The organism is Rhodanobacter soli (assembly GCF_040548735.1).
Classification (GTDB): Bacteria; Pseudomonadota; Gammaproteobacteria; order Xanthomonadales; family Rhodanobacteraceae; genus Rhodanobacter; species Rhodanobacter soli_A.
Window position 1 is genome coordinate 224471 of sequence record NZ_JBEPSD010000003.1, and the last position, 20928, is coordinate 245398.

Annotated in this window: 15 protein-coding genes; 5 read left to right on the forward strand and 10 right to left on the reverse strand. The window is 66.9% G+C overall.

Annotation, left to right across the window (positions count from 1 at the left end; genetic code table 11):
• The 3 genes from ABIE04_RS15070 to ABIE04_RS15080 form a co-directional block, all read right to left on the reverse strand.
• A complete protein-coding gene (locus ABIE04_RS15070) occupies window positions 1-1344 on the reverse strand; it encodes a (Fe-S)-binding protein (protein ID WP_354552007.1) in 1344 nt (447 codons plus the stop codon).
• Window positions 1345-1427: 83 nt separating this feature from the next.
• On the reverse strand, window positions 1428-1847 hold the full coding sequence (locus ABIE04_RS15075; RefSeq protein WP_354552009.1) for a rubrerythrin family protein: 420 nt from the start codon (window positions 1845-1847) through the stop codon (window positions 1428-1430).
• Window positions 1848-1978: 131 nt separating this feature from the next.
• Window positions 1979-2947: a LysR substrate-binding domain-containing protein gene (locus ABIE04_RS15080; protein WP_354552011.1), complete on the reverse strand. Its 969-nt coding sequence runs from the start codon at window positions 2945-2947 to the stop codon at window positions 1979-1981.
• A gap of 326 nt (window positions 2948-3273) precedes the next feature.
• Between ABIE04_RS15080 and ABIE04_RS15085 the strand changes: the two genes are divergently transcribed.
• Entirely contained in the window at window positions 3274-5955 is a 2682-nt protein-coding gene (locus tag ABIE04_RS15085) for a M1 family metallopeptidase (protein ID WP_354552013.1), read from the forward strand.
• 88 nt (window positions 5956-6043) lie between these two features.
• Here the strand turns inward: ABIE04_RS15085 and ABIE04_RS15090 are convergent, their stop codons facing one another.
• Entirely contained in the window at window positions 6044-6514 is a 471-nt protein-coding gene (locus ABIE04_RS15090; RefSeq protein WP_354552016.1) for a hypothetical protein, read from the reverse strand.
• Between the two features lie 225 nt (window positions 6515-6739).
• Between ABIE04_RS15090 and ABIE04_RS15095 the strand changes: the two genes are divergently transcribed.
• Entirely contained in the window at window positions 6740-7702 is a 963-nt protein-coding gene (locus ABIE04_RS15095) for a hypothetical protein (RefSeq protein ID WP_354552018.1), read from the forward strand.
• Window positions 7703-7981: 279 nt separating this feature from the next.
• Entirely contained in the window at window positions 7982-8992 is a 1011-nt protein-coding gene (locus ABIE04_RS15100) for a DUF535 family protein (protein WP_354552020.1), read from the forward strand.
• Window positions 8993-9009: 17 nt separating this feature from the next.
• On the opposite strand, the gene ABIE04_RS15105 is transcribed toward ABIE04_RS15100, so the two are convergent.
• The 3 genes from ABIE04_RS15105 to ABIE04_RS15115 all read right to left on the reverse strand — a co-directional run bounded on the left by ABIE04_RS15105 (window position 9010) and on the right by ABIE04_RS15115 (window position 13062).
• Window positions 9010-11322 (reverse strand): TonB-dependent siderophore receptor, encoded by a 2313-nt coding sequence (locus ABIE04_RS15105; protein ID WP_354552023.1) that lies wholly within the window; start codon window positions 11320-11322, stop codon window positions 9010-9012.
• 241 nt (window positions 11323-11563) lie between these two features.
• Complete coding sequence (locus ABIE04_RS15110; protein WP_354552025.1) at window positions 11564-12574, reverse strand: FecR family protein; 1011 nt, start codon at window positions 12572-12574, stop codon at window positions 11564-11566.
• Entirely contained in the window at window positions 12574-13062 is a 489-nt protein-coding gene (locus ABIE04_RS15115) for an RNA polymerase sigma factor (RefSeq protein ID WP_354552027.1), read from the reverse strand. Before ABIE04_RS15115 ends, ABIE04_RS15110 begins: the two co-directional genes overlap by 1 nt.
• Before the next feature lie 453 nt (window positions 13063-13515).
• Between ABIE04_RS15115 and ABIE04_RS15120 the strand changes: the two genes are divergently transcribed.
• Both ABIE04_RS15120 and prmC read left to right on the forward strand, forming a co-directional pair.
• Window positions 13516-17700, forward strand: coding sequence for a hypothetical protein (locus ABIE04_RS15120; protein WP_354552029.1), 4185 nt, complete (start codon window positions 13516-13518; stop codon window positions 17698-17700).
• A complete protein-coding gene (gene prmC / locus ABIE04_RS15125; RefSeq protein WP_354552031.1) occupies window positions 17693-18532 on the forward strand; it encodes a peptide chain release factor N(5)-glutamine methyltransferase in 840 nt (279 codons plus the stop codon). Before ABIE04_RS15120 ends, prmC begins: the two co-directional genes overlap by 8 nt.
• Here prmC and ABIE04_RS15130 read toward each other — a convergent pair.
• The 3 genes from ABIE04_RS15130 to ABIE04_RS15140 form a co-directional block, all read right to left on the reverse strand.
• Window positions 18508-18783: an immunity protein Tsi6 family protein gene (locus ABIE04_RS15130; RefSeq protein WP_354552033.1), complete on the reverse strand. Its 276-nt coding sequence runs from the start codon at window positions 18781-18783 to the stop codon at window positions 18508-18510. The two genes, prmC and ABIE04_RS15130, sit on opposite strands and share 25 nt — an antisense overlap.
• 88 nt (window positions 18784-18871) lie before the next feature.
• Window positions 18872-19372, reverse strand: coding sequence for a hypothetical protein (locus tag ABIE04_RS15135; RefSeq protein WP_354552035.1), 501 nt, complete (start codon window positions 19370-19372; stop codon window positions 18872-18874).
• Window positions 19373-19384: 12 nt separating this feature from the next.
• On the reverse strand, window positions 19385-20689 hold the full coding sequence (locus ABIE04_RS15140; RefSeq protein WP_354552038.1) for a DUF6861 domain-containing protein: 1305 nt from the start codon (window positions 20687-20689) through the stop codon (window positions 19385-19387).
• Window positions 20690-20928: the final 239 nt, after the last annotated feature.

Genomic DNA, 20928 nt, shown 5'->3' on the forward strand with positions numbered 1-20928 from the left:
TCAGATGCCGTAGGCCTTGCGCAACAGGCTCAGCGGATGTTCCGCCGCCGGCTTGTCGTCGAGGCCGTGGGCGATGTGGCCGCCGGCCATCGGGCAGTCGCTGGTGAAGTGGTCGGGCTCGGCCTGGCTCACCCGGTTCTCCACCGGCTTGGCCAGCTTGCGCGAGAGCGCATAGGTCTTGTGCTTGACGCCGTAGGTGCCGTCGTGGCCGGAGCAGCGCTCGATGGTGGTGATCTCCGTATCCGGCACCAGTTGCAGGATGTCGCGGGTCTTCGGGCCGATCTTCTGCACGCGCTGGTGGCACGGCACCTGCCAGGCAACCTTGCCCAGCGACTGCCTGAAGTCGGTCTGCAGCAGGCCGGCCTTGTGCCGTTCGGCCAGGTATTCGAACGGATCGAAGAAGCGGTCGCGCACCAGCGCGACGTCGGCATCGTCGGGGAACATCAGCGGCAGTTCCTGCTTGAACATCAGCACGCAGGACGGGATGGCCGCGGTGAAGTCCCAGCCTTCACGCGCCATCTTCGCCAGCACCGGGATGTTGCGCTCCTTGTACTTCTTCACCGTCTGCAGGTCGCCCAGTTCCAGCTTGGGCATGCCGCAGCAGCTTTCCTGTTCGACCAGCTTGGTCGGGATCGCGTTGTGCTTCAGCACCGCGGCGAGATCCTCGACCACCACCGGGTCGGAGTGGTCGCAATAGCAGGTGGCGAACAACGCGAGCTTGCCGCGGGTGCGGCCGGCGGGGACTGCTTCGCCGCTGCCGTCGAGGTCGCGCAGGCGTTTGCGCGCGGTGGGCGAGTGGTATTCGGGCACGCGCGCCTTCGCGTCGACGCCCATGGTCTTTTCCAGCAGCTGGCGCGCGCCCGCGTTGCGGTTGGCGGCATTGATCACCTGCACCACCACCGGAATCGAGGCGAGCTTGCCGACCGCGCGTGTGCTGGACAGGATCTTCGACGACAGCGGCACGCCGTCACGCTCGAACGCCACCGCCTTGGCACGCAACATCAGGTGCGGGAAATCCACGTTCCACGGGTGCGGCGGTGTGTACGGGCACTTGGTCTGGTAGCACAGGTCGCACAGGTAGCACTGCTCGGTGACCTTGGGATAGTCGGCCTTGTCGACCCCGTCGATCTCCATCGTCTTCGATGCGTCGACCAGGTCGAACAGGGTGGGGAAGGCGTGGCACAGGCTGACGCAGCGGCGGCAGCCGTGGCAGATGTTGAACACGCGTTCCAGTTCGGCATCCAGCGACTGCTGGTCCATGAAGTCGGGGCTGGTCCAGTCCAGCGGATGCCGGGTGGGCGCGTCCAGGTTGCCTTCGCGCGTGTCTTGGGTGGGATCGGCCATCGTCTGTCTTCCCGCGGATCAGGAGCGGAGTCCCATCCGTCATCCCGGCTGTTGCCGGGATGACAGCCGTGTTCGGCGGTTCCTCAGGCCATGTCGCCCAGTGCCTTGGTGAAGCGGTTCGCGTGCGAGCGTTCGGCCTTGGCCAGGGTCTCGAACCAGTCGGCAATCTCGTCGAAGCCTTCCTCGCGTGCGGCCTTGCTCATGCCCGGGTACATGTCGGTGTACTCGTGGGTCTCGCCGGCGATGGCGCTCTTCAGGTTCAGCTGGGTGCCGCCGAACGGCAGGCCGGTGGCGGGGTCGCCCACCGCTTCGAGGTATTCCAGGTGGCCGTGGGCGTGGCCGGTCTCGCCTTCGGCGGTGGAGCGGAACACCGCGGAGACGTCGTTGTAGCCCTCCACGTCGGCCTTGGCGGCGAAGTACAGGTAGCGGCGGTTCGCCATCGACTCGCCGGCAAAGGCGTCTTTCAGGTTCTGCTCGGTCTTGGAGCCTTTCAGGTTGCTCATGACATCACCTCGTGGCGTTGGGCTGGGAGGGGTTGCAAGCGCGGCCTTCACGGTCGTGACCCGCCGAGCCTAGCGCCCGGCGGACGAATGATGAAATTGATTGTCTAGATCGGGCAAATAGCCTGCAGCTATCAGTGCACCGCCTTGCGCGCGGGACGGACGGGCTTCGCCGCTACGGCAGGCGAGGCTGCCGTATGCGGGTTCAGCAGGTCCGTCGGCAACTGCCGGAACACGGCCGCCAGCCGCTTCAGGAAGCCGTCCATCGCCGAGCTCTTGCGCCAGACCATGGCGATCCGCCGACTCGGCGGATGGCCCTTGAACTCGATCAGGTGCAGGTTGTCCAGCGGCGCTACGGGCGGCTTCACCGCGGTGACCGGCAGCAGGGTGATGCCGACGTTCGCCGCCACCATCTGCCGCAGCGTTTCCAGGCTGGTGGCGCGGAAGCCGCTGCGTTCGGCGGCGCCGGCAAGGTGGCACACCTCCAGCGCCTGGTCGCGCAGGCAGTGGCCGTCTTCCAGCAGCAGCAGGTTCTGGTTGGACAGGTCGGCCAGTTTCAGCTGGCCTTGCTTGTGCGCCAGCGGATGGGCTTCCGACACGGCCAGCAGGAAGGGTTCCTCGAACAGGAATTCGGTATGCAGGCTGTCCTCGTGCAGCGGCAGGGCGAGGATGCCGGCGTCCAGCTTGCCCTCGCGCAACAGGCGCAGCACCGCCTCGGTCTTTTCCTCGACCAGCAGCAATTCCAGCTTGGGGAACGCCTTGCGCACCAGCGGCAACGCATGCGGCAGCAGGTACGGTCCCAGGGTGGGGAAGATGCCCAGTCGCACCGTGCCGGATTCCGGGTCCAGCGTGCGCCGGGCCACGCTGCGGATCTGCTCGATCCCGTTGAGCACGTCGCGCGCGCGGATGGCGATGTCCCGGCCGACCTCGGTCAGCAGCACCTTGCGCGGGGTGCGCTCGACCAGCGGCACGCCCAGTTCCTCCTCCAGCTTCTTGATCTGGGTGGACAGGGTGGGCTGGCTGACGAAGCAGGCCTCGGCCGCGCGGCCGAAGTGTCGGTGCTCGGCCAGGGCCACCAGGTACTGGAGATCGCGAAGGTTCATGGATCGTCCCGGCTTGGCAATAGCCATACGCTATGGCTGGGATGGTAACAATCAATTGGAGCAATGCAAGCGAGGGTCCTATCCTGTGCCCACGTTGTGCTCGTGACACCCCGCGCGCCGGAGCTCCCCCTCCCTCTCCCCCGCAGGCGCGCGGGCTTCCCCGGCCGGTGATGAAGCTTGCTTCGTCGCCGGTTTTTTTTGCTCGGAATTCCCTCGCGGGCGGCCCTGGACGACGCGTCGCGGCATCCGGGCATGCCTTCTGGCACTGGGTCGAAGGTCATGCCGGCTCTAGCGTGGGGATTCTCCACGTACCCAGGGAAATCACCATGCGCCGACTCGCCCGTCCCCTTCTGCTCACCGCACTGGCCGCCTGCTGTGGTGCGGCGTTTGCCGCCACTGCCGACCAGGCGCCGCAGGGCCGCTTGCCCGGCTGGGCCGTGCCGCAGTCGTACCAGCTGGCGTTCAAGGTCGATCCGGCGCAGCAGGATTTCTCCGGCACCACCACGATCAAGGTCAAGCTGACCAAGGCGTCCGATCACCTGTGGCTGGATGGCGCGGAATTGAAGGTGTCGAAGGTGACGATCACCGACGCCGCCGGCAAGACGCACACGGGCAAGTACGTCGCGGTGGATCCGAAGGCCGGCGTGGCGCGGGTGGATTTCGGCAGCACGCTGCAGCCGCAGCAGCTGACCGTGAAGGTCGAGTACACCGCGCCGCTCAACGCGCAGCTGCAGGGCCTGTACAAGGTCACCGCGAAGGGCCAGCCGTACGCGATGACGCAGATGGAGCCGATCAGCGCGCGCTTCGCCTTCCCCGGTTTCGACGAGCCCGGCTTCAAGACCCCGTTCGACATCAGCATCACCGTGCCCGACCACGAAAACGTGGTGGCGAATACCCAGCAGGTGAAACAGGCGCCGGCCGGCAAGGGCTGGAAGACCGTGACCTTCGCGCAGACGCTGCCGCTGCCGACCTATCTGGTCGCGTTCGCGGTGGGCCCGTGGGACATCGTCGCCGGCCCGGACATCTCGCCGACCGCCTATCGCGCCAAGCCGCTGCAGCTGCGCGGCATCGCCGCCAAGGGCGAGGGGCAGCGCATGAAACACGTGCTGGGCGAAACGCCGAGCATCATCCACGCGCTGGAGAACTACTACGGCTTCGGCTATCCGTTCGACAAGCTCGACCTGCTGGCCGCGCCGGATTTCGAGGCCGGCGCGATGGAGAACCCGGGCCTGGTCACCTTCCGCGACTGGCTGCTGCTGATCGACAAGGATTCGCCGGCGCGCAACGTGCAGGGCTCGTTCAACGTCAACGCGCATGAGCTGGCGCACCAGTGGACCGGCGACACGGTAACCACCGAATGGTGGAACGACATCTGGCTCAACGAGGCCTTCGCCACCTGGATGCAGCAGAAGGTCACCATGCAGGTGCACCCGGAATACCGCGCCGACCTCGACCGCGTGCGCGGCGGCCAGGGCGCGATGAACAACGACAGCCTGGTCAGCGCGCGCAGCATCCGCCAGCCGATCACCGGCAACGGCGACATCATGACCGCGTTCGACGGCATCACCTACCAGAAGGGCGCCAGCGTCATCGGCATGTTCGAGAACTACGTGGGCGAGAAGACCTACCAGAAGGGCATGCGCGCGTACATCCAGAGCCAGAAGTACGGCAACGCCACCGCCGACGACCTGGTCTCGGCGATCGCCACCGCGGCCGACAAGGGCGATGCGTTCAAGCACGCATTCAAGAGCTTCCTCGACCAGTCCGGCGTGCCGTACGTGGCGACGAAGCTGGAGCAGAAAAACGGCCAGACCGTGCTGCAGCTGAGCCAGAGCCGCTACCTGCCGCTCGGCAGCAGCGGCGATCCGCAGCGCATCTGGGGCGTACCGGTGTGCGTGCGCTACGGCACCGCCGACGGCAGCAAGGTCGCCTGCGAAATGCTCGACAAGGCGACCGGCTCGATGGTGCTGGCCGGTGCCAGCAATCCGACCTGGATCATGCCGAACGCGAACGCCAGCGGCTATTACCGCTTCAGCCTCGACAAGTCGGAACTGGGCGGGCTGGTCAAGCAGATCGGCAAGCTCAGCGATGCCGAGCAACTTGCCTACGCCGACGCGATCAGCGCGGGCTTCCGCCATGGTGACCTCGATGCCGGCGACATGCTGGCCGCACTGCAGCCGTTGACCGGTTCGAAAATCCGCGAAGTGGCCACCGTGCCGCTGGACCAGGCCGCGCAGCTCTACCACCGCATCGCCGCCACCGATGCGCAGCGTGCCCGCCTGGCCGCATGGGCGAAGGCGGCCTACCTGCCGCGCCTGGAACAGTTCGGCTACCAGCGCAAGGCCGGCGAATCCGAGGACGACTCGCTGATGCGCAGCAGCCTGGCCAGTTCGCTGGCGTTCGACTTCAAGCTGCCGGAAGTGCGTGCGGCCCTGCTCAAGCAGGGCGAGGCGGCGCTCAAGCCGAAGGCGGATGGCCATCTGAACCTGGCCGCCGCCGATCCCGACCTGCTCGGCGACGCGCTGGGCGTGGCGGTGCAGGAACACGGCAAGAGCGCGGTCGATGCGCTGATCGCCGAGCTGCCCAAGACCAGCGACCCGGCCCTGCGCAACGGCATCCTCGGCGGCCTGGCCAGCGTGGAAGATCCGGCGCTGACCGAGCAGGTGCGCAATTTTGCGCTGACCAAGCCGGTCAAGGTCGGCGAAATGCGCATGCTGCTGAGCGGCGGCCGCGACACGCTGGCCGAGCGTGATGCGATGTGGTCGTGGTTCACCGCGCACTATGCGCAGATCCTTGATCGCACCGGCAGCTTCTCCGGCGGCCGCCTGCCGTCGATGGCCGCGGGCGGCGGCTGCTCCAGCGCCGAGTACGACCGTCTGCAGGCGTTCTTCAAGACCCGCGAGAAGGATGCCGCCGGCATCGGCCGCGGCCTGGCGCAGACCGGCGAATCGATCCAGCTGTGCAGCGCGCTCAAGGCGAAGCAGGATCCGGCCGCGATCCTGCGCTGAGCGGCAACGTGGGACTGAAACAGCCGGCATGCACAGCGTGCCGGCTGTTTCGTTTGCATGGATCGAAGAACCCTTCGGTCAGTCGCTGTCAGGTCGCGGCGATGACGTCCTTCGGCACGTGGGCCTCGATCCAGCCGATGGTGAATGCCTCGAGCGCCACCCGCGGCGGCACTTCGATTCCGGTCTCCCGCACGAACGCCGCCGCGGCCTTGATCAAGGATTGCTTCGACTGATGCGACGCCTGTCGCGCGGCGGCCTGCTGCTGCCGCAGCTGGACGATATGCGGCGATGGCTGACCCGGTCGCGCGAACTTCTGGTAGCGCCGCAATTCATCGGCAACCACTTCGGTATCGAACGATGCCTGCAGCATCGCTTTGCGCGCCTTCAGTAGCTGGATCAGATGAACGGTGGCTGGCGTCGGTCGGCCGGAGTCCTCCGCGATCAGAAGGACGCGGGCGAGTGATGGCGGCAGCATGGCCGCGGGTACGGACGCGGATGCGTTGATGTGCTCCAGCTGGCTCAGGAAGCCGGCGTGGGGGAAAGGCTTCGGGGTTGCCATGGGGAGCCTGATTCTGGAGAGCCTGGACGATACGTCCTTCGCTGGCGGGATGCCACGGCGGTTGTTGAAAACCGCAGGGGTAACGGCAAATTCCGATATCGCCGTTCCTTCTCGTTGGCCTAGAATCTTCACGTATCGCGGACGCCATCCACTGCAGCGCATGGCCTGCATACGGCGGCGTCGTTCCACACAACGTGTCCACCGGCATCGCCTACAGGGGGCTTGATGATCGAGCTGGAAATCCAGGGCCTCTCGGAAAACCGGGAGGGCCTGCTGATCGAAGTCGGCCGGCTCGTCATGGCCAGCGGATTCAACTTGCAGCGGCAGCGTCTGCTGCCGGATCACTACGGCATCCTGCTGACGATGGTCGTGCGTGGGCCGTCGCGCAAGAAGCGGATGCTCGAGGCGGCGCTGGACGCCTGTGACCGCTTCATCAGCGTCAAGGTTTTCCCCTTCGTCGAAGGCGAGCCGAAACCGCATTTCGCAGCGTCGCGCAAGCGGGTGGGGCCGGCGGCCGTGGTCCCGCCAGCAGCGGCCGTTGCTTCGCCAGCATCCGGGTCCGTCGCGGCGCCTGTGTTGGAGGACCGAACCCGGGGTGTCGAGTCGGCAGCGGCAGCCGCGCCGGAGCCACCCCGAGAGCCATCGGCGGAGCCGGAGTTCGAGTTCATCCTGCCCACGCCGCGGGCGCCCGCACCGGCACCTGCGCCCGTGGTCACGACATCGTTCGTCGAGCGGGTTCCGCTGGCGCCGGACGAGGCTGCCGTCGAGAAGGCGCTGCGAGAACTGGAGTACGACTACCCGCAGATCGTGCCGCAGCTGCTGGCGTTGGCGCATTCGGTCGCCGAGGCCGCGCGCGAATCCTCGCTCGCGCTGGCGGGGCGGCGTACGGGTGCGTGGGTGTTCGAGAGCGAGTACGCGCTGGATGACGGGCTGGATCTGCGCGAAGCGATCGAGCACATCGGCGCCCCCGCGCTGCGCGCGCTGGTCGAGGTCGACCAGCAGGGTGGCCAGTTGCACATCCACGACAGCCCGCTGTGCGCGGAAGACGGCCGTTCCGGCTGCAGCTTCTTCAGCGGCTTCCTGGAAGGGCTGCTGGGGCCGGCCATCGCGCCGGGTAGGTTGTCGATTTTCCCCGTCTGTTGCCGGAGCTACGGGGCGGACGAGTGCGTGTTGGCGATTTCGGATTGAATCCGCGATCGAACGGAGCCGTTGTAGCGGGAGACCAGACCGCGCAGGGCGACGCGGCCGCCGACGACCGTGCGTGAAAGCACCGCGCACATTGACCGCGCCGCCCACGTTCTCGAAGTTGACGTGCACGCCGTCAGGACCGGCGGCTTTGAACTGCTGCTTGAACTCAAGCCCATGCCTGCGACAGGACGGCCAGCCATTTCAAAATTCAGCCGCCCGCGCGTCTTACAGGTCAACTCAGCATGACGAGGTGGACCGATGCGCGTCGCACGAACGAATATGGCAGGCATGTTGTGGGTGGATGCCTTGCGCCGCCGCTGGTCGCTGCGGCGGGCTGCTGGCGAGAGTCGATGGCAGTTGGCCATGCACATGGCAAGTTGGGTGCGGTTGTTCATTCGGCAGACGCGATGGCTGCGTTCACTCAACGCGCGGGAGACCCTGCGACGAGCGGCGCACGCCGATCCCCGGCTCTATGAGCGCTGGCACCGACCTTATATTTCGACGCATTTCGGCCTCGATACCCGGCGCCGTATCGTCCGCTCGCACTACGCGTTCGTGATGCGGCGTTTTCCCGCGTGGCTGTGCGAGCGCATCGTGTCGGGCGGTAGCGCGCGCCTGGCCACGCTTCGGCTGGATGGCGTGCCCGGGGCGTACCTGAGTCTGCGCAAACCTTCGCGCGGCGACGCGGGTGAACTGAGCCTGTTGTTGCTCACCCTGGACAAGGAAGTGCTGGCTTCGTGCATCCTGACATTCGATCGCTGCGACAGCGTCATCATCGGCGCCGTGCGAGGCGCCGGCCCGCACACCCCGTTCGAGGCAACCCGCGAGTTCATCCAGGGCAGCCACGGCCTGCATCCGGCCGACCTGCTGCTATCGCTGGTGCGCGAACTGGCTGCACTGCATGGCTTGAAACGCATCCGCGCGGTCGCCTCATCGGCGCGTGTCGTTGGCTCGTTGCAGGGGCTTGCCGCGGACGGCGACGACGCTTTCTGGCGAGAGCAGGGTGGCATGCCGGCGGGGTTGGGTTGTCACGAATTGCCGCTGTCGCTGGTGCGGGTGCCGTGCGCCGAGGGTCCCCGCAGCCGCCATGAAAAGCAGCAGCTGAGAGAGGCGTTCCGCGAGAAGGCCTGCGAGGCTTTTGCTGCCGCATTTCGCACGACGGACGGCGGTCATCCCGGCGGTGCGACGGTATCGGTTTCACCGGATGCCGCTGCCACGATCCGCGCCCGATCGCACGGAGGGCAAAAGCCCGCGTCGGAACATGGCGGCTTGCTGGCGGCCGGCCTGTGAAGCGTGTGCGGTCCGGATCAGAAATTATAGGTGCCGCTGAGCAGGATCATGCGGCCCTCGCGTACCGGCACGAACGACGACTCTGCATTGACGGCGTACAGGGTGCGCGCGAACAGGTTTTTCACGCCAAGCGTCGCCGACCAGGCGTCGGCGTAATAGGTGAGGTTAGCCTCTGCGCTGAGCTGGCCGGGGATGACGAAATGCCCGCCGCTCTCGACACGGCCCATGGTGCGGCTGCGCGCGAACACGCCACCGGCTACGCCCCAGGATTGCAGCGTACTGCGCTGGAAGTGGTAGCTGGCCCAGGCGTTCCACTGATGCCGGGGCGCTCCATACGGAGGACTGCCGTCGTGGTTGCGGATGCGCGCGCCGGTATAGCTGGCCGACACATCCAGGCCGGGCAGAACCTGGCCCTCGAATTCGATTTCCACGCCGCTGTTGGTCTGGCCCGGGCCGGGCACGGCGAAGTGTGGCGGCTCGGGCGATATCCGGTTGATGCTGTGATCCAGGCGGATGCGGTACCACGCCGCGCTCAGCCTGGCGCGCTGGTCGAACATGTCCAGCTTGGTTCCCACTTCGATCTGGCGCGACACCGAGGGCGGCAGTGGACGGCCATCCTCCCCCAGCAGCGCATCGACCTGGAAACCGGTGTTGCTGGAGGCGTACAGCGACACGCCAGGAGCGGGCTTGTAGACCACGCCGAGTCGGGGCACCCATTTCGACCGGCGCAGTGTGGGCTCCGCGCCGCCGGCCAATTCGTATGTGGCATGGCGCACGGTCGCCAGCACGTCCCATGACTCGCCGATCGAGATCTGGTCCTGCACGAATACTCCGGTGTTGGTCGACCAGGATCCGCCCAGTGGCTGCGTCCGTGCGAGGCTCGCGTCCTGCGAAGTGGCCGACGGCAGCAGGTTGTTCGGCTGCAACTCGACGTTGACCGCTTGTCCCGTGGTGATGACGTTGGACTCGGTGCTGTTGCCGGCGTGGGTGCGGGCGTAGTCGATCCCCAGCAGCACGTCGTGCGCCAGCATGCCCTGGTCGAAGCTTGCCGCCAGCTCGTTCTGCAGCGTGTAGAACGCGTCGGCATAGCGGTACGTGCTGGCCGCCGCCTCGGTCAGGCCGAAACGCTGCGTGTCGGAAAATGCCCAGGCCTGCCCGCTGCTGTGCTGGCTCACGTACTGCCCGCGGCTGCGCAGGCTCCAGTCACCGCCGAGCGCTTGCTCGGCCATGTAGAAAGCGCGATGGGTGCGGTACCTCGCATGGTCGTCCGGGTTGCCGAGCAACACATCGAATGACGACGACTCGGCCAGCGACGGGCCAAGCAGCACGGTGTGATCCGGCACCGGCACACGGTTGTCGACGTACTCGAGGCCGAACAGCAGTTGCGTGGTGTCGCCCTGCCAGGCGATGGACGGCGCCAGGTAGCCGCTGCGTTGGCCGTGGTAACCCTGCGCCGTGCGGTCGGCGCGATTGCCGGCGGCAACCCATCGATAGGTCAGCCGCCCCTGCTGGTCGAGCGGTCCGGCGAGGTCGACGCCCAGCCGCGTGCCGTCGTGACGCCCGGCGGAGAACACCAGCTGCCGCACCGGTTCGGCCTGCGGCCGTTTCATCACGATGTTGACCGAGCCACCGAAATTGTTGTCCACCGACGACTCGCCGAGGATCGTCTCCGGCCCCTTCAACACCTCGACTCGTTCGATGCCGATCAGCGGCGGCAGGTCCTCGATGCGCGCCACGCCGTTGGGCATGCCGTCGGTCAGGCCGTTGCCGGTGCTGAATCCGCGGATGCGAAACAGCGGCGGGCCGCCGAAGCCGTCCACGTAATCCACGCCTGCCACGTGGCGCACCACGTCGGCCACTTCGAAGGCCTGTTTGGAGTCCATCAGGTCGCGCGTGACGATACTCACCGACTGGGGAAGGTCGGCCAGGTTCGAATCCGTGCGCGTGGCGCCGCGCGTGGTCCCGGCCATGAACCCCATGTCAGCCAGCACGAGACCGGAAACCCGCACGGTATCCAGTACCGAGACGATCGGCACGCTCGGCTTGGTGCCGCTGAGCCGGCTTTCATAGGAAACCGCCGGCGTGAAGTCGCGCTGGCGCACCACCACCGTGCGCCTGCCGATCACTTCGTAGTCCAGGCCGGTGCCTTCGAGCAGGCGGGCAAGCGCCACTTCCACCTTCAATTTGCCGGAGGTGCCGGTACTACGTCGTCCCGCAATCGTGTTGCTGGAGGTGAGTATCTGCACGTCGGCCTGGCGACCCAGGGCCATCAGCGCGCTGGACAGCGGTTGCGGCGGAATCGAGAAGCGGGTCGGTCCGTCCGTCAACACGAAGGCACCCGACGCGGCATCGACAGTACCCGGGCAACCCGCCGAGAGGCTCCATGCCACGCACACGACGAGCGCGCGCCGCAGCCATCCTGCAGGCCGGCGCGACGTCATCCGCAGCATCCCGGCGGCGCATCCCGCACGGGAACGGCCCCTCGGTGGCGCATGGCCCGCGTGCACCCATGGCAGCGGTACCGTTTACGTCCCGCCATCGTGCCTGCTCTGCATGCGAATCGTGGTCCGGTTAGGGTTGTCCGGCACTCGAAAGCACCACGTGGTCGGCAAACGTACTTACCTGCACGGGGAAAACATGCGGCAAGGCGCCAACCCAGCTGTCAATGGTAGTGGTGTTGACCGTGCCGGTGAACATCAGCTCGCCCAGGCGCGGATCGGCAAGCTGCACCGGCTGGTGGCTGTAACGGTTGACGTTGGCCAGGACGGCCGACAGCGGCTCGTTGACGAACTCCAGCCGATGGTGGCGCCAGGCCGCCGCGTGCTCGATCGACACTTCGGAAACGCTGACCGCTCCAGTAGCCGGGTCGTACTCGGCGCGCTGCCCGGCCACCAGGTCCAGCCGACCTGACGTCAGGTTCGCACCAGACGATGCGCCGTCGGCGGGGGACAGGCGTACGCGCCCCTCGGTCACCGTTACGCTGACTCGCTGCCCGGTGCGCCGCACGTTGAACGCGGTGCCCAGATCCTCGATGTGCAACGGGCCGGCGGTGACCACGAAGGGGCGGCTGTTGTCGTGGGTGACGGTGAAAAACGCTTCGCCCGTGCGCAGGTCGATGTCGCGCCGATCGCGCGCATAGCGTGTCGTCAGCGTCGATGCCGCACCGAGCTGGACGGCCGTGCCATCGGGCAGTTGGATGTCGCGATTCTCGGCCACCGCGCTGGCGTATTCCTGCGGCGGACCAGCAGGATCAAGCCCGCCACGCAGCGTCCACCAGCCGCCCAGCAGCGCCACGCCGATCACGACCGCGGCGGCGGCCGCCAGCAGCGGCCGGCGCTGCCGCGACACGCGGCGAGGGGCGAATTCGTCGATCAACTGCTGGCGTTGGTTCGTCGATGCGTTGGCGGCCATGTCGCCCAGCGCATTGAGCTGCGCGAATGCCTGCGCGTTGCTGGGATCGGCCGCGATCCATGCGCTCCAGCGTTCAAGCAGGTCCACGGACGGCTCGGGATCACGCAGTTGGGTCCACCAGATCGCAGCCATGCGCATGGTTTCTTCCTCGAATCCCGTGTTGATGGCCATTACGGCGCCTCCGGTGCAAAACAGCGTTCTCGACAGTGGGCCATGGCATGGCTGACGTGATAGCGAATCATGCGCTCGCTGAGTTTCATGTCGCCGGCAATCACGGAAAAAGCGCGGCCTTCGACGACGTGCATCACGAAGGCCTGGCTGGACTTGGCGGGAAGCTCGCGCAGGGCGGCCTGTACCTTCTTCCACTGCTGGCTGGCCCACAGGTGTTGCTCGGGTAATGGCGTGGCGTGCATATCCTCAGCGGCCGGATCGGGCGGCACGTTGGCTCGCACGACGCGCTTGCGCAGGTAATCCATCGACTGGTTGATCGCCATGCGGAACAGGAACGCGCGCGGCGATTCCAGGTGGGACAGGTCATTCATCGTCAGCAACTTCACATAGACTTCCTGGGCGATCTCCTGCGCGTCGGTGCGGGAGCTGAGACGGCATTGCAGCAATGCCACCAGGGCATCGTGATGCTCGCGATACAGCGCAGCCACCTGCTCGGCATGGCCGGGGGAGCTGCCTGGACGCGGGGCTTCGTCGCGGCGGGGTGGTTCCATGCTGTACGGACTATCCATCAGTAGTGATTCATGGCGCTCGTCGGCTGGGGGCGGGGATCTGCCGCAATCTCGGCTTTTCTCATCTCCCCTCCAAAGACGTGCAAGCTGGGGAAATTTGAAATGGCGGCATATTTCCCGTTTGCCAGCAGCGGGGCCTTTCTTTCCCTGGGAAGCGGGGGAAGGTGCCCGAAGAAGCGCTCTCTTCAGCCCGGGGCCGGACCCCCGCGGCCAGCGGGCGTCAAGCAAGCGCCATTCCGCATCGACCCCGAAACGTTGCCAGCTGCGTTGAAGTTGAAGTCGGGGTCATGTTGCGCCCGATGCGGGTACGACGGTACACGCGCCGTGTTCCACTTACACTGTGCCGGCCGCACGGCACACAGGGAGAACTGCATGCTTGCTCGAACGCTCGGACTGCTGGGTCTGTGGTGGCTGCTGGCGGCGCCGCTGCCGGCGCAGGACGTACCGCCGCCGCTGCGCGACTGGCAGGGCTGGGTGCTGCACGACGTGCCGCAGCACGACTGCCCCTTCCTCGCCACCCAGGCACCGAACACCGGCAGCCGTCAATGCGCCTGGCCCGGTCGGCTGATCCTCGATGCCGGCAAGGACGGCGGCCGCTTCAGCCTGGACGTCCACGTGGATGCGCCGAGCTGGGTGGCGTTGCCCGGTGACGCGAAGAGCTGGCCGCAGCAGGTCGTCGCGAACAACCAGCCGGCGACCGTGTTGCAGCACGCCGGTCAGCCGATGCTGTGGCTGACGCCCGGCGACTATCAGTTGCGCGGCATGCTGCCGTGGACAGCGCGCCCGGCACGCTTGCGCATGCCGATGACCATCGGGCTGGTGGCATTGAGTGTCGATGGTGCGGCGGTGACGCGTCTCGAACGCAACGGCGACCAGCTCACCCTGGGCGAGGCCGCCGCCGCGCAGCGCGCCGCCGATGCGCTGTCGTTGCGCGTCTATCGCCGCCTTGCCGATGGCCTGCCGGCCACGCTGGAAACGCAGCTGCAGTTCAACGTCACCGGCAGTGCGCGCGAGCAATCGCTCGGTCCGGTGTTGCCGGAAGGTTTTGTGGCCACCGCCTTGTCCGGTGACCTGCCGGCGCGGCTGGAGAATGACGGCCAGCTGCGCGTGCAACTGCGGCCGGGTCAGTGGACGGTCACGCTTGCCGCGCGCGGCGTCGCCCCGCTGGGCAAGGTGGCGCTGAAGCTGCCGGCGGCACCGTGGCCGCGGCAGGAGATCTGGAGTTACGACGATGCTCCCGCCCTGCGCAATACCCGCGTGGAAGGCAACGCCACCGACGCGGCCCAGGCTGGCGTGCCGGGCGAGTGGCGCGAGCTGCCGGCCTTCGTGCTGGACGACGGCATGGGCCTGGCGATCGAGCAGGGCACGCGCGGCGACGAGGGCGGCAAGGGCGACCAACTGCACCTGCAACGCCAGCTGTGGCTGGACTTCGATGGCGGCGGCCTCAGCGTGGCCGACCGCCTCAGCGGCGAGCTGCGCCATCACCAGCGCCTTGACGTGGCGGCGCCGTGGCAGTTGCAGCGGGCCAGCCAGGACGGCGAGCCGCTGCTGGTCAGCAAGGGCGAGGGCGGCGGCAGCGGCGTCGAGTTGCGCGAGCAGCAGCTCGACCTCGATGCCGGCCTGCGCCTGCCCATGCATCGCGGCGCGATTCCCAGCGCCGGTTGGCAGCTGCCGTTGGAAAGCATCAACGCCACCTTGCACCTGCCGCATGGCTACCGCCTGCTCGGCGCGATCGGCGTAGACCGCTCGCCCGATTCGTGGGTCGGCCAGTGGAGCCTGCTCGACCTGTTCGTGGTGGCCCTGATCGCGTTGTTGGCCGGGCGCCTGCTCGGCTGGCCGTGGGCGCTGCTGGCCGCCGGCTACCTGGCGCTGGCGCAGCACGAGAGCGCCGCGCCGCTGTGGACGCTGGCCGTGACGCTGGCACTGGCGCTGCTGCTGCGTGCGTTGCCGGAAGGCCGGCTGCGCGCGGCGGCACGCGCCGGCGCGGTGGCGATCTTCGCGCTGGCGGTGCTGTGGACCCTGCCGTTCGCCGCGGCGCAGTTGCAGTACGCGCTGCATCCGCAACTGGAAGGCGGAAGCCAGAGCCGGGTCGTTTCGGCGAGTTACGCCGAGCAGGCGGCGCAGGAAGAGGTCTATGCGAATGCGCAGATGAAGATGAAGCAGCAGTCGCCGCCGAAAATCGTCATGCAGGTGGTGCCACCTCCGGCGCAGCCAGCACCAGCACCACCAGTCGAAGAGATGTCATCGAACGTGACCGCCGCATCATTGCAAGCGGTCGACGTGGCCTCGGTCAGGAACCGCAGCAACACTGTGGCCGGGTCGCTTGCGGATTATCCCGTGGCGCGCGGGGCGAACTCCGTGGCCGCACAAGTGAGCAACCAGGTCGACAGCCGCAGCGTGATCCAGGCCGGCGCCGGCATGCCGAGCTGGAACCAGGGCAACGACTACCGGCTCGGCTGGTCCGGCCCGGTGACCGCGGAGCAGAGCACGCGGCTGGTGATCGCGCCGGCGTGGCTGGTGCGGTTGCTGCGGGTGGTCATGGTGGGACTGCTGGCGCTGCTGCTGGCGAAGCTGGTGCCGCTGTTGCTGACGCCTCTGCGTGGACGCTGGCGCGACTGGCGCGGTGGTGGTGCGGTGAGCGCCGCCTTGCTGGCCATCGCGCTGCTGCCCGCGGGCGTGCATGCGCAGAGCCTGCCCAGCCAGGATTTGCTGAACCAGCTGCGCGACCGGCTGACCGAGGCGCCGAAGTGCGCGCCGGCCTGCGCCGCCGTGGCACAGGCGCAACTGCTGGCCAGCGGCGACACGCTGGAGGTGGCATTGGAGGCGCATATCGGCGCCGCGGTCGCGCTACCGCTGCCGCAAGCCGACGACGCGCTGCAGTTGCTTGATGTCGGCGTGGACGGTCGTGCGAATGCACCGCTCAGCCGTCGCGGCGATCAGCTGCTGCTGCGGCTGGACCGCGGCGTGCATCGGATCAGCCTGCGCTACCGCATCGGCGCGACGGACAACGCCAGCTTGCGTTTTGTGCTGCGCCCGCAGCGCATCGCCTTCAGCGGCCAGGGCTGGTCGCTGGCCGGCGTCGACGACGGCCGCCCGCTGGGCGACAGCATTGCCTTGCAGCGCACGCGCACGGCCACCGACGGCAAGGACCTGCCGCCCGTGCAGAACTTCCCGCCCTATGTGCGGCTGACCCGCAGCCTGCAACTGGGCGTCGACTGGACCGTCGAGAACACGGTCGAGCGCATCGCCCCGCAGGATGGCGGCTTCAGCGTCACGCTGCCGCTGCTGCCGGGCGAGCATCCGCTGGGCGACGACGTGCTGGTGAAGGATGGCCGCATCAGCGTCACCTTCAACGCGAACAGTGACGAGGTGAGCTGGAGCAGCCGGCTCGATCACGCGACGAAGCTGGCGCTGCAGGCGCCGGCGCTGGGCGAGCGTGCCGAGGTGTGGGCCATCCACGCCGCGCCGATGTGGCACGTGGACGCGAAGGGCGTGCCGACCAGCGCCAGCGATGACGGGCTGCTGTACCAGCCGCTGCCCGGCGAAAGCCTGCAACTGGCCTTCAGCAAGCCGGTGGCGATCGCTGGCGACAGCCTGGCGTTCGACGGCGTGCAGGTAACCAGCCGCGCCGGCGAACGCGCCACCGAAACCACGCTGAGCCTGCGCGCGCGCAGCACGCGTGGCGGCGAACACGCGATCAGCCTGCCGGCCGGTGCCGAGTTGCTGGATGCGAATCGTGACGGCGAGTCGATCAACCTGGCCGTGCGTGACGGCAAACTGAGCCTGCCGTTGCTGCCCGGCGAACACGGCTACACGCTGCGCCTGCGCGAGCCGCACGGTGTCGCTGCGCGCACGCGCACACCGGCGTTTGCGCTGCACGCGCCGGTGGCGAACGTCGACCTCGCGTTGCAGCTGCCGCAGGATCGCTGGGTACTGTGGACGTGGGGGCCGACCACTGGTCCGGCGGTGCTGTACTGGTCACAGCTGGTCGTACTGCTGTTCGCCGCGTGGCTGCTGGCGCGCTACGCGCCGACGCCGCTGCGCTTCCGGCACTGGCTGCTGCTCGGGCTGGGCTTCTCCGCGTTCGCCTGGAGCGCCTACGCGCTGGTGGTGGCGTGGCTGATCCTGCTGGGCCTGCGCGCGCGCAGCACGCCGTCGGAGCAACTGGGCAGCACGAAGTTCAACCTGATGCAGCTGGGCCTCGCGCTGCTCACCCTGCTGGCGCTGGCGGTGCTGATCGGCGCGGTACCGAAGGGCCTGCTCGGCCTGCCGGACATGCACGTGGCCGGCAACGCATCCCATGCGTGGAACCTGCGCTGGCTCGCCGACCAGAGCGCCAATGCATTGCCCGGTGCCGGCGTGCTCAGCGTTTCGCTGTGGGTGTACAAGCTGGCCATGCTGGCGTGGGCGCTGTGGCTGGCATGGTCGCTGATCGACTGGCTGCGCTGGGCATTCGACGCGTGGACGCGCGGCGGCTACTGGCGCAAGCCTGCGCCGAAGCCGGGCGTGGCGCCGCCGCAACTGCCACCATCGGCGACGGAGCCGCCGCATGCCTGATGTCCGCGGCATGCTGGCTGCTGCGGCCGATCGGCTGGGCGAGCGCGTCGACGCCGAGCTGTTGTTGCTGCACGTGCTGCAGCAGCCGCGCAGCTGGCTGTTCACCCACGCCGACGACGTGCCGGATATGGACGTCCAGACGGCTTATGCCGCCTTGGTCGAACGCCGCGCCGCGGGCGAGCCGGTGGCCTATATCACCGGTCGGTGCGGCTTCTGGTCGCTGGATCTGGAGGTGACCCCGGCCACGCTGATCCCGCGCCCGGAAACCGAGCTGCTGGTCGAGCTGGCGCTGCAGCGCCTGCCGCTCGTCGCTGCCTGCAACGTGGCCGACCTCGGCACCGGCAGCGGCGCGATCGCGCTGGCGATTGCGCGCGAGCGGCCGCGTGCCCGGGTGGTCGCCAGCGACACCAGCGCCGCCGCACTCTCCGTCGCCCAGCGCAACGCGCAACGCCACGCCATCGGCAACGTCGCCTTCGTGCACGGCGACTGGTTGGCGCCACTCGCCGGCCAGCACTTCGATCTGATCGTCTCGAACCCCCCGTACATCGAAGCCGCCGACCCGCACCTGGCGCAAGGCGACCTGCGTTTCGAGCCACCCACGGCGCTCGCCTCCGGCCCCGACGGCCTCGACGACATCCGCCGCATCGTGCGCGACGCCCCCGCCCACCTGCACCCCGGCGGCTGGCTACTGTTCGAACACGGCTGGAACCAGGGCGCCGCCGCCCGCGCGTTGCTCACCGAGGCCGGCTACACCGAGGTATTCACGGCGCAGGATCTGGAGTCGCGCGATCGGGTGAGTGGCGGCAACTATTTCGCGTGCTTGAAATCGTAGTCAGCCTTCATCAGTGCATTGGCAAACTCGGAATCCATGTCGTCGAGCTCCTTGACTGCCATGAGGCCTATATCAACCCACTCGCGTTCGGGTGCGGTTGGCAGGTAGGAATAGCCAAGCTCCATCAGCATGCGGGTGAGCTGCTCGTCGGCGTGGATATAGACCCCGTGACCGGGATTTTGGATCGCGCGAATGGCGAGCAATGCCAGCGATTTCCTGATTGAAGCCAATGCTCTGTCACGATCGATCATGAGGCAGCTTTCGCTACATTGAAGTGCTCGGATATTTGGGCGCGGTATCCGGGAATGGGGCGAGTGGAATATTTCAGCTGGCACCGCCTTATGTTGCGGGCTTCCATTCGAGCTTTTTTAAATTCCATGTCGCCGGATCATAGCTGGCCTCGTAGATCGGCGAAGCGTCGTACGGCTTTCCGGCAAGTTTGCGGTGCACTTGTATGTTTAAGAGAACCTCCTCTTCCCCTACTTTGATCGCATCGAACCAGAACTGGTCACCAGTCATGAAGAACCTTGAGTTCTGATACGGATTGACAATGCGCTGACGCGGTTCATTTGTCGGGTCGAGGATGACAACATTATCGGCGCCATAGACCTGGGCACTCTGAAGAACGACAACACCAGTTCCGCCGGGAAGAGGCCGCGCGGTCAGAGTCGTGTTTCCATCGATCAACCGTGTATATGTTTGGCCATCGTTTTCCCACTCGTAGGCTTTTGGGTGGAACGCGGGGTCATTGATCTGGTCAAGTATCGGCACCGATGGAAAGTACTCGCCGACTCTGGTCTTGAGGCCATTGTTCAGAATGAAAAGAAAGTTGTGGATCATGTACCTGTTTCTCTAGGGCTTCGGTAGCGGCGTGATCTTGATGATTTTGAGTAGGCTTCGTCGCGTTGCTGCGTCCACATCAAGGAAAGTTTGTTGTCCTTCTCCGGCCAGCGTTCCCTGCGGGCCGGCCGTACCCTCGAGCACGCGGATGGGCTTCAAGGCTTGCAGCTCAATCTGATATTGCACTCCGTTAGGCTTGAAGCCGCCGGGTCCACTCGTAATGGCCATGCGCTCAAGGCCCTGCGACTGACTGGTGAAACTTTCCAGGGATCCCCAGCGACCAAGACCGTATGCCGAGGCTGGATCCTGCAAGAGTTGCAGTTGGTCATCGTCGATGAGCATATTGACCTTCTCACCAGGCATCATGGTGCGGTCTGTTACCTGCGTTCCGACCTTGAATGGAGGATGGGCCGGATCAGCAATTCCTCTGTCAAACAACTCCGTATTGGCGTCTTTGGCCGAGCGGTACTTGATAGTGCCACGGAATGGTGGCTTCTCCTCGACTACCGGTGCCGGCTTATTCGTCGGGGAGTGGGGTGGACGTCTTGTTGGGTTGCTTCTTGTAGTGGCCGGACCTGTTGGTTCTTTCGGAGCGTCGGCTACTTTTGACTGTAGTCGCGGCTCCGCCTTGAGCTTCCCCTCATTCCGGACCATCCACTCCGCGAATCTCGGGCCGACCTTGCTGCCGCGCACGCCCTCGGCGAGTTCACCCATGCTGCCGCGGCCTTTGGCGAGATAGGCGACGATGCCCATCAGCAGGAGGACGAAGACGGCGACGTGGGCGCGGGCGATTTTTTCGGCGGCGTGGCAGACGGCGAGTCGGTCGACGCGGACCGGTTGTTGCGGCAGCGGTGGCGGGGTCGCGGCCAGCCAGGCCTGGCGGATGCCGGCCCAGTAGTCGCGGGCGATGCCGGGCATGTCCTTGACGACATATTCGGCCAGTGCCTTCAGGCCCATGGCGATGAGGATCCATTCGCCGACCTGCGCGCCGGCGCCTGCGCCGACGACGACACCCGGAATCGCCCCGACCCCGGCACCGCCGACACCTCCGGCGATGCCGCCGATCAGTGCGCCGCCACCGGTGGTGGCGAGCATGACGATGAGGCACTGGCGCAGCACTTCGACGATGTCGTTCACGACACCCTGAAGATCCAGTTCGCGGAAGTCGCGAAGGATCCGGTAAACCGCCAGTTCCTCGGAAAGCCTGATCGCCTGTTGCAGGCTGTCGGCACGTGCCGATATCAGTTTCGCTTCGCCACGGATGCCGGAGGTGTGTCGGCCTGCCCAGCGTTCCAGTTGTTGCCACGAGTCGAGCATCCCGCCCATCGACCATCCTTGTGTGCACGATTCATGTGCCTGCGCCGCAAGGTAACCCAACGACCTCGGCAAATATCCCGTACCTGTTCACAGAAGCGCTGTAGGCCGATGGCGCTCCCTGCGCCATGCGTCCGCCCCCGGTGTGTAGGCGAGATCTTCGGCAGGTACGCGATACCTGCATCGGCACGCATGAGGACTCAGGCAGTTTCCCGCCGCCCGTAGCCTCAATGAGGTGACTG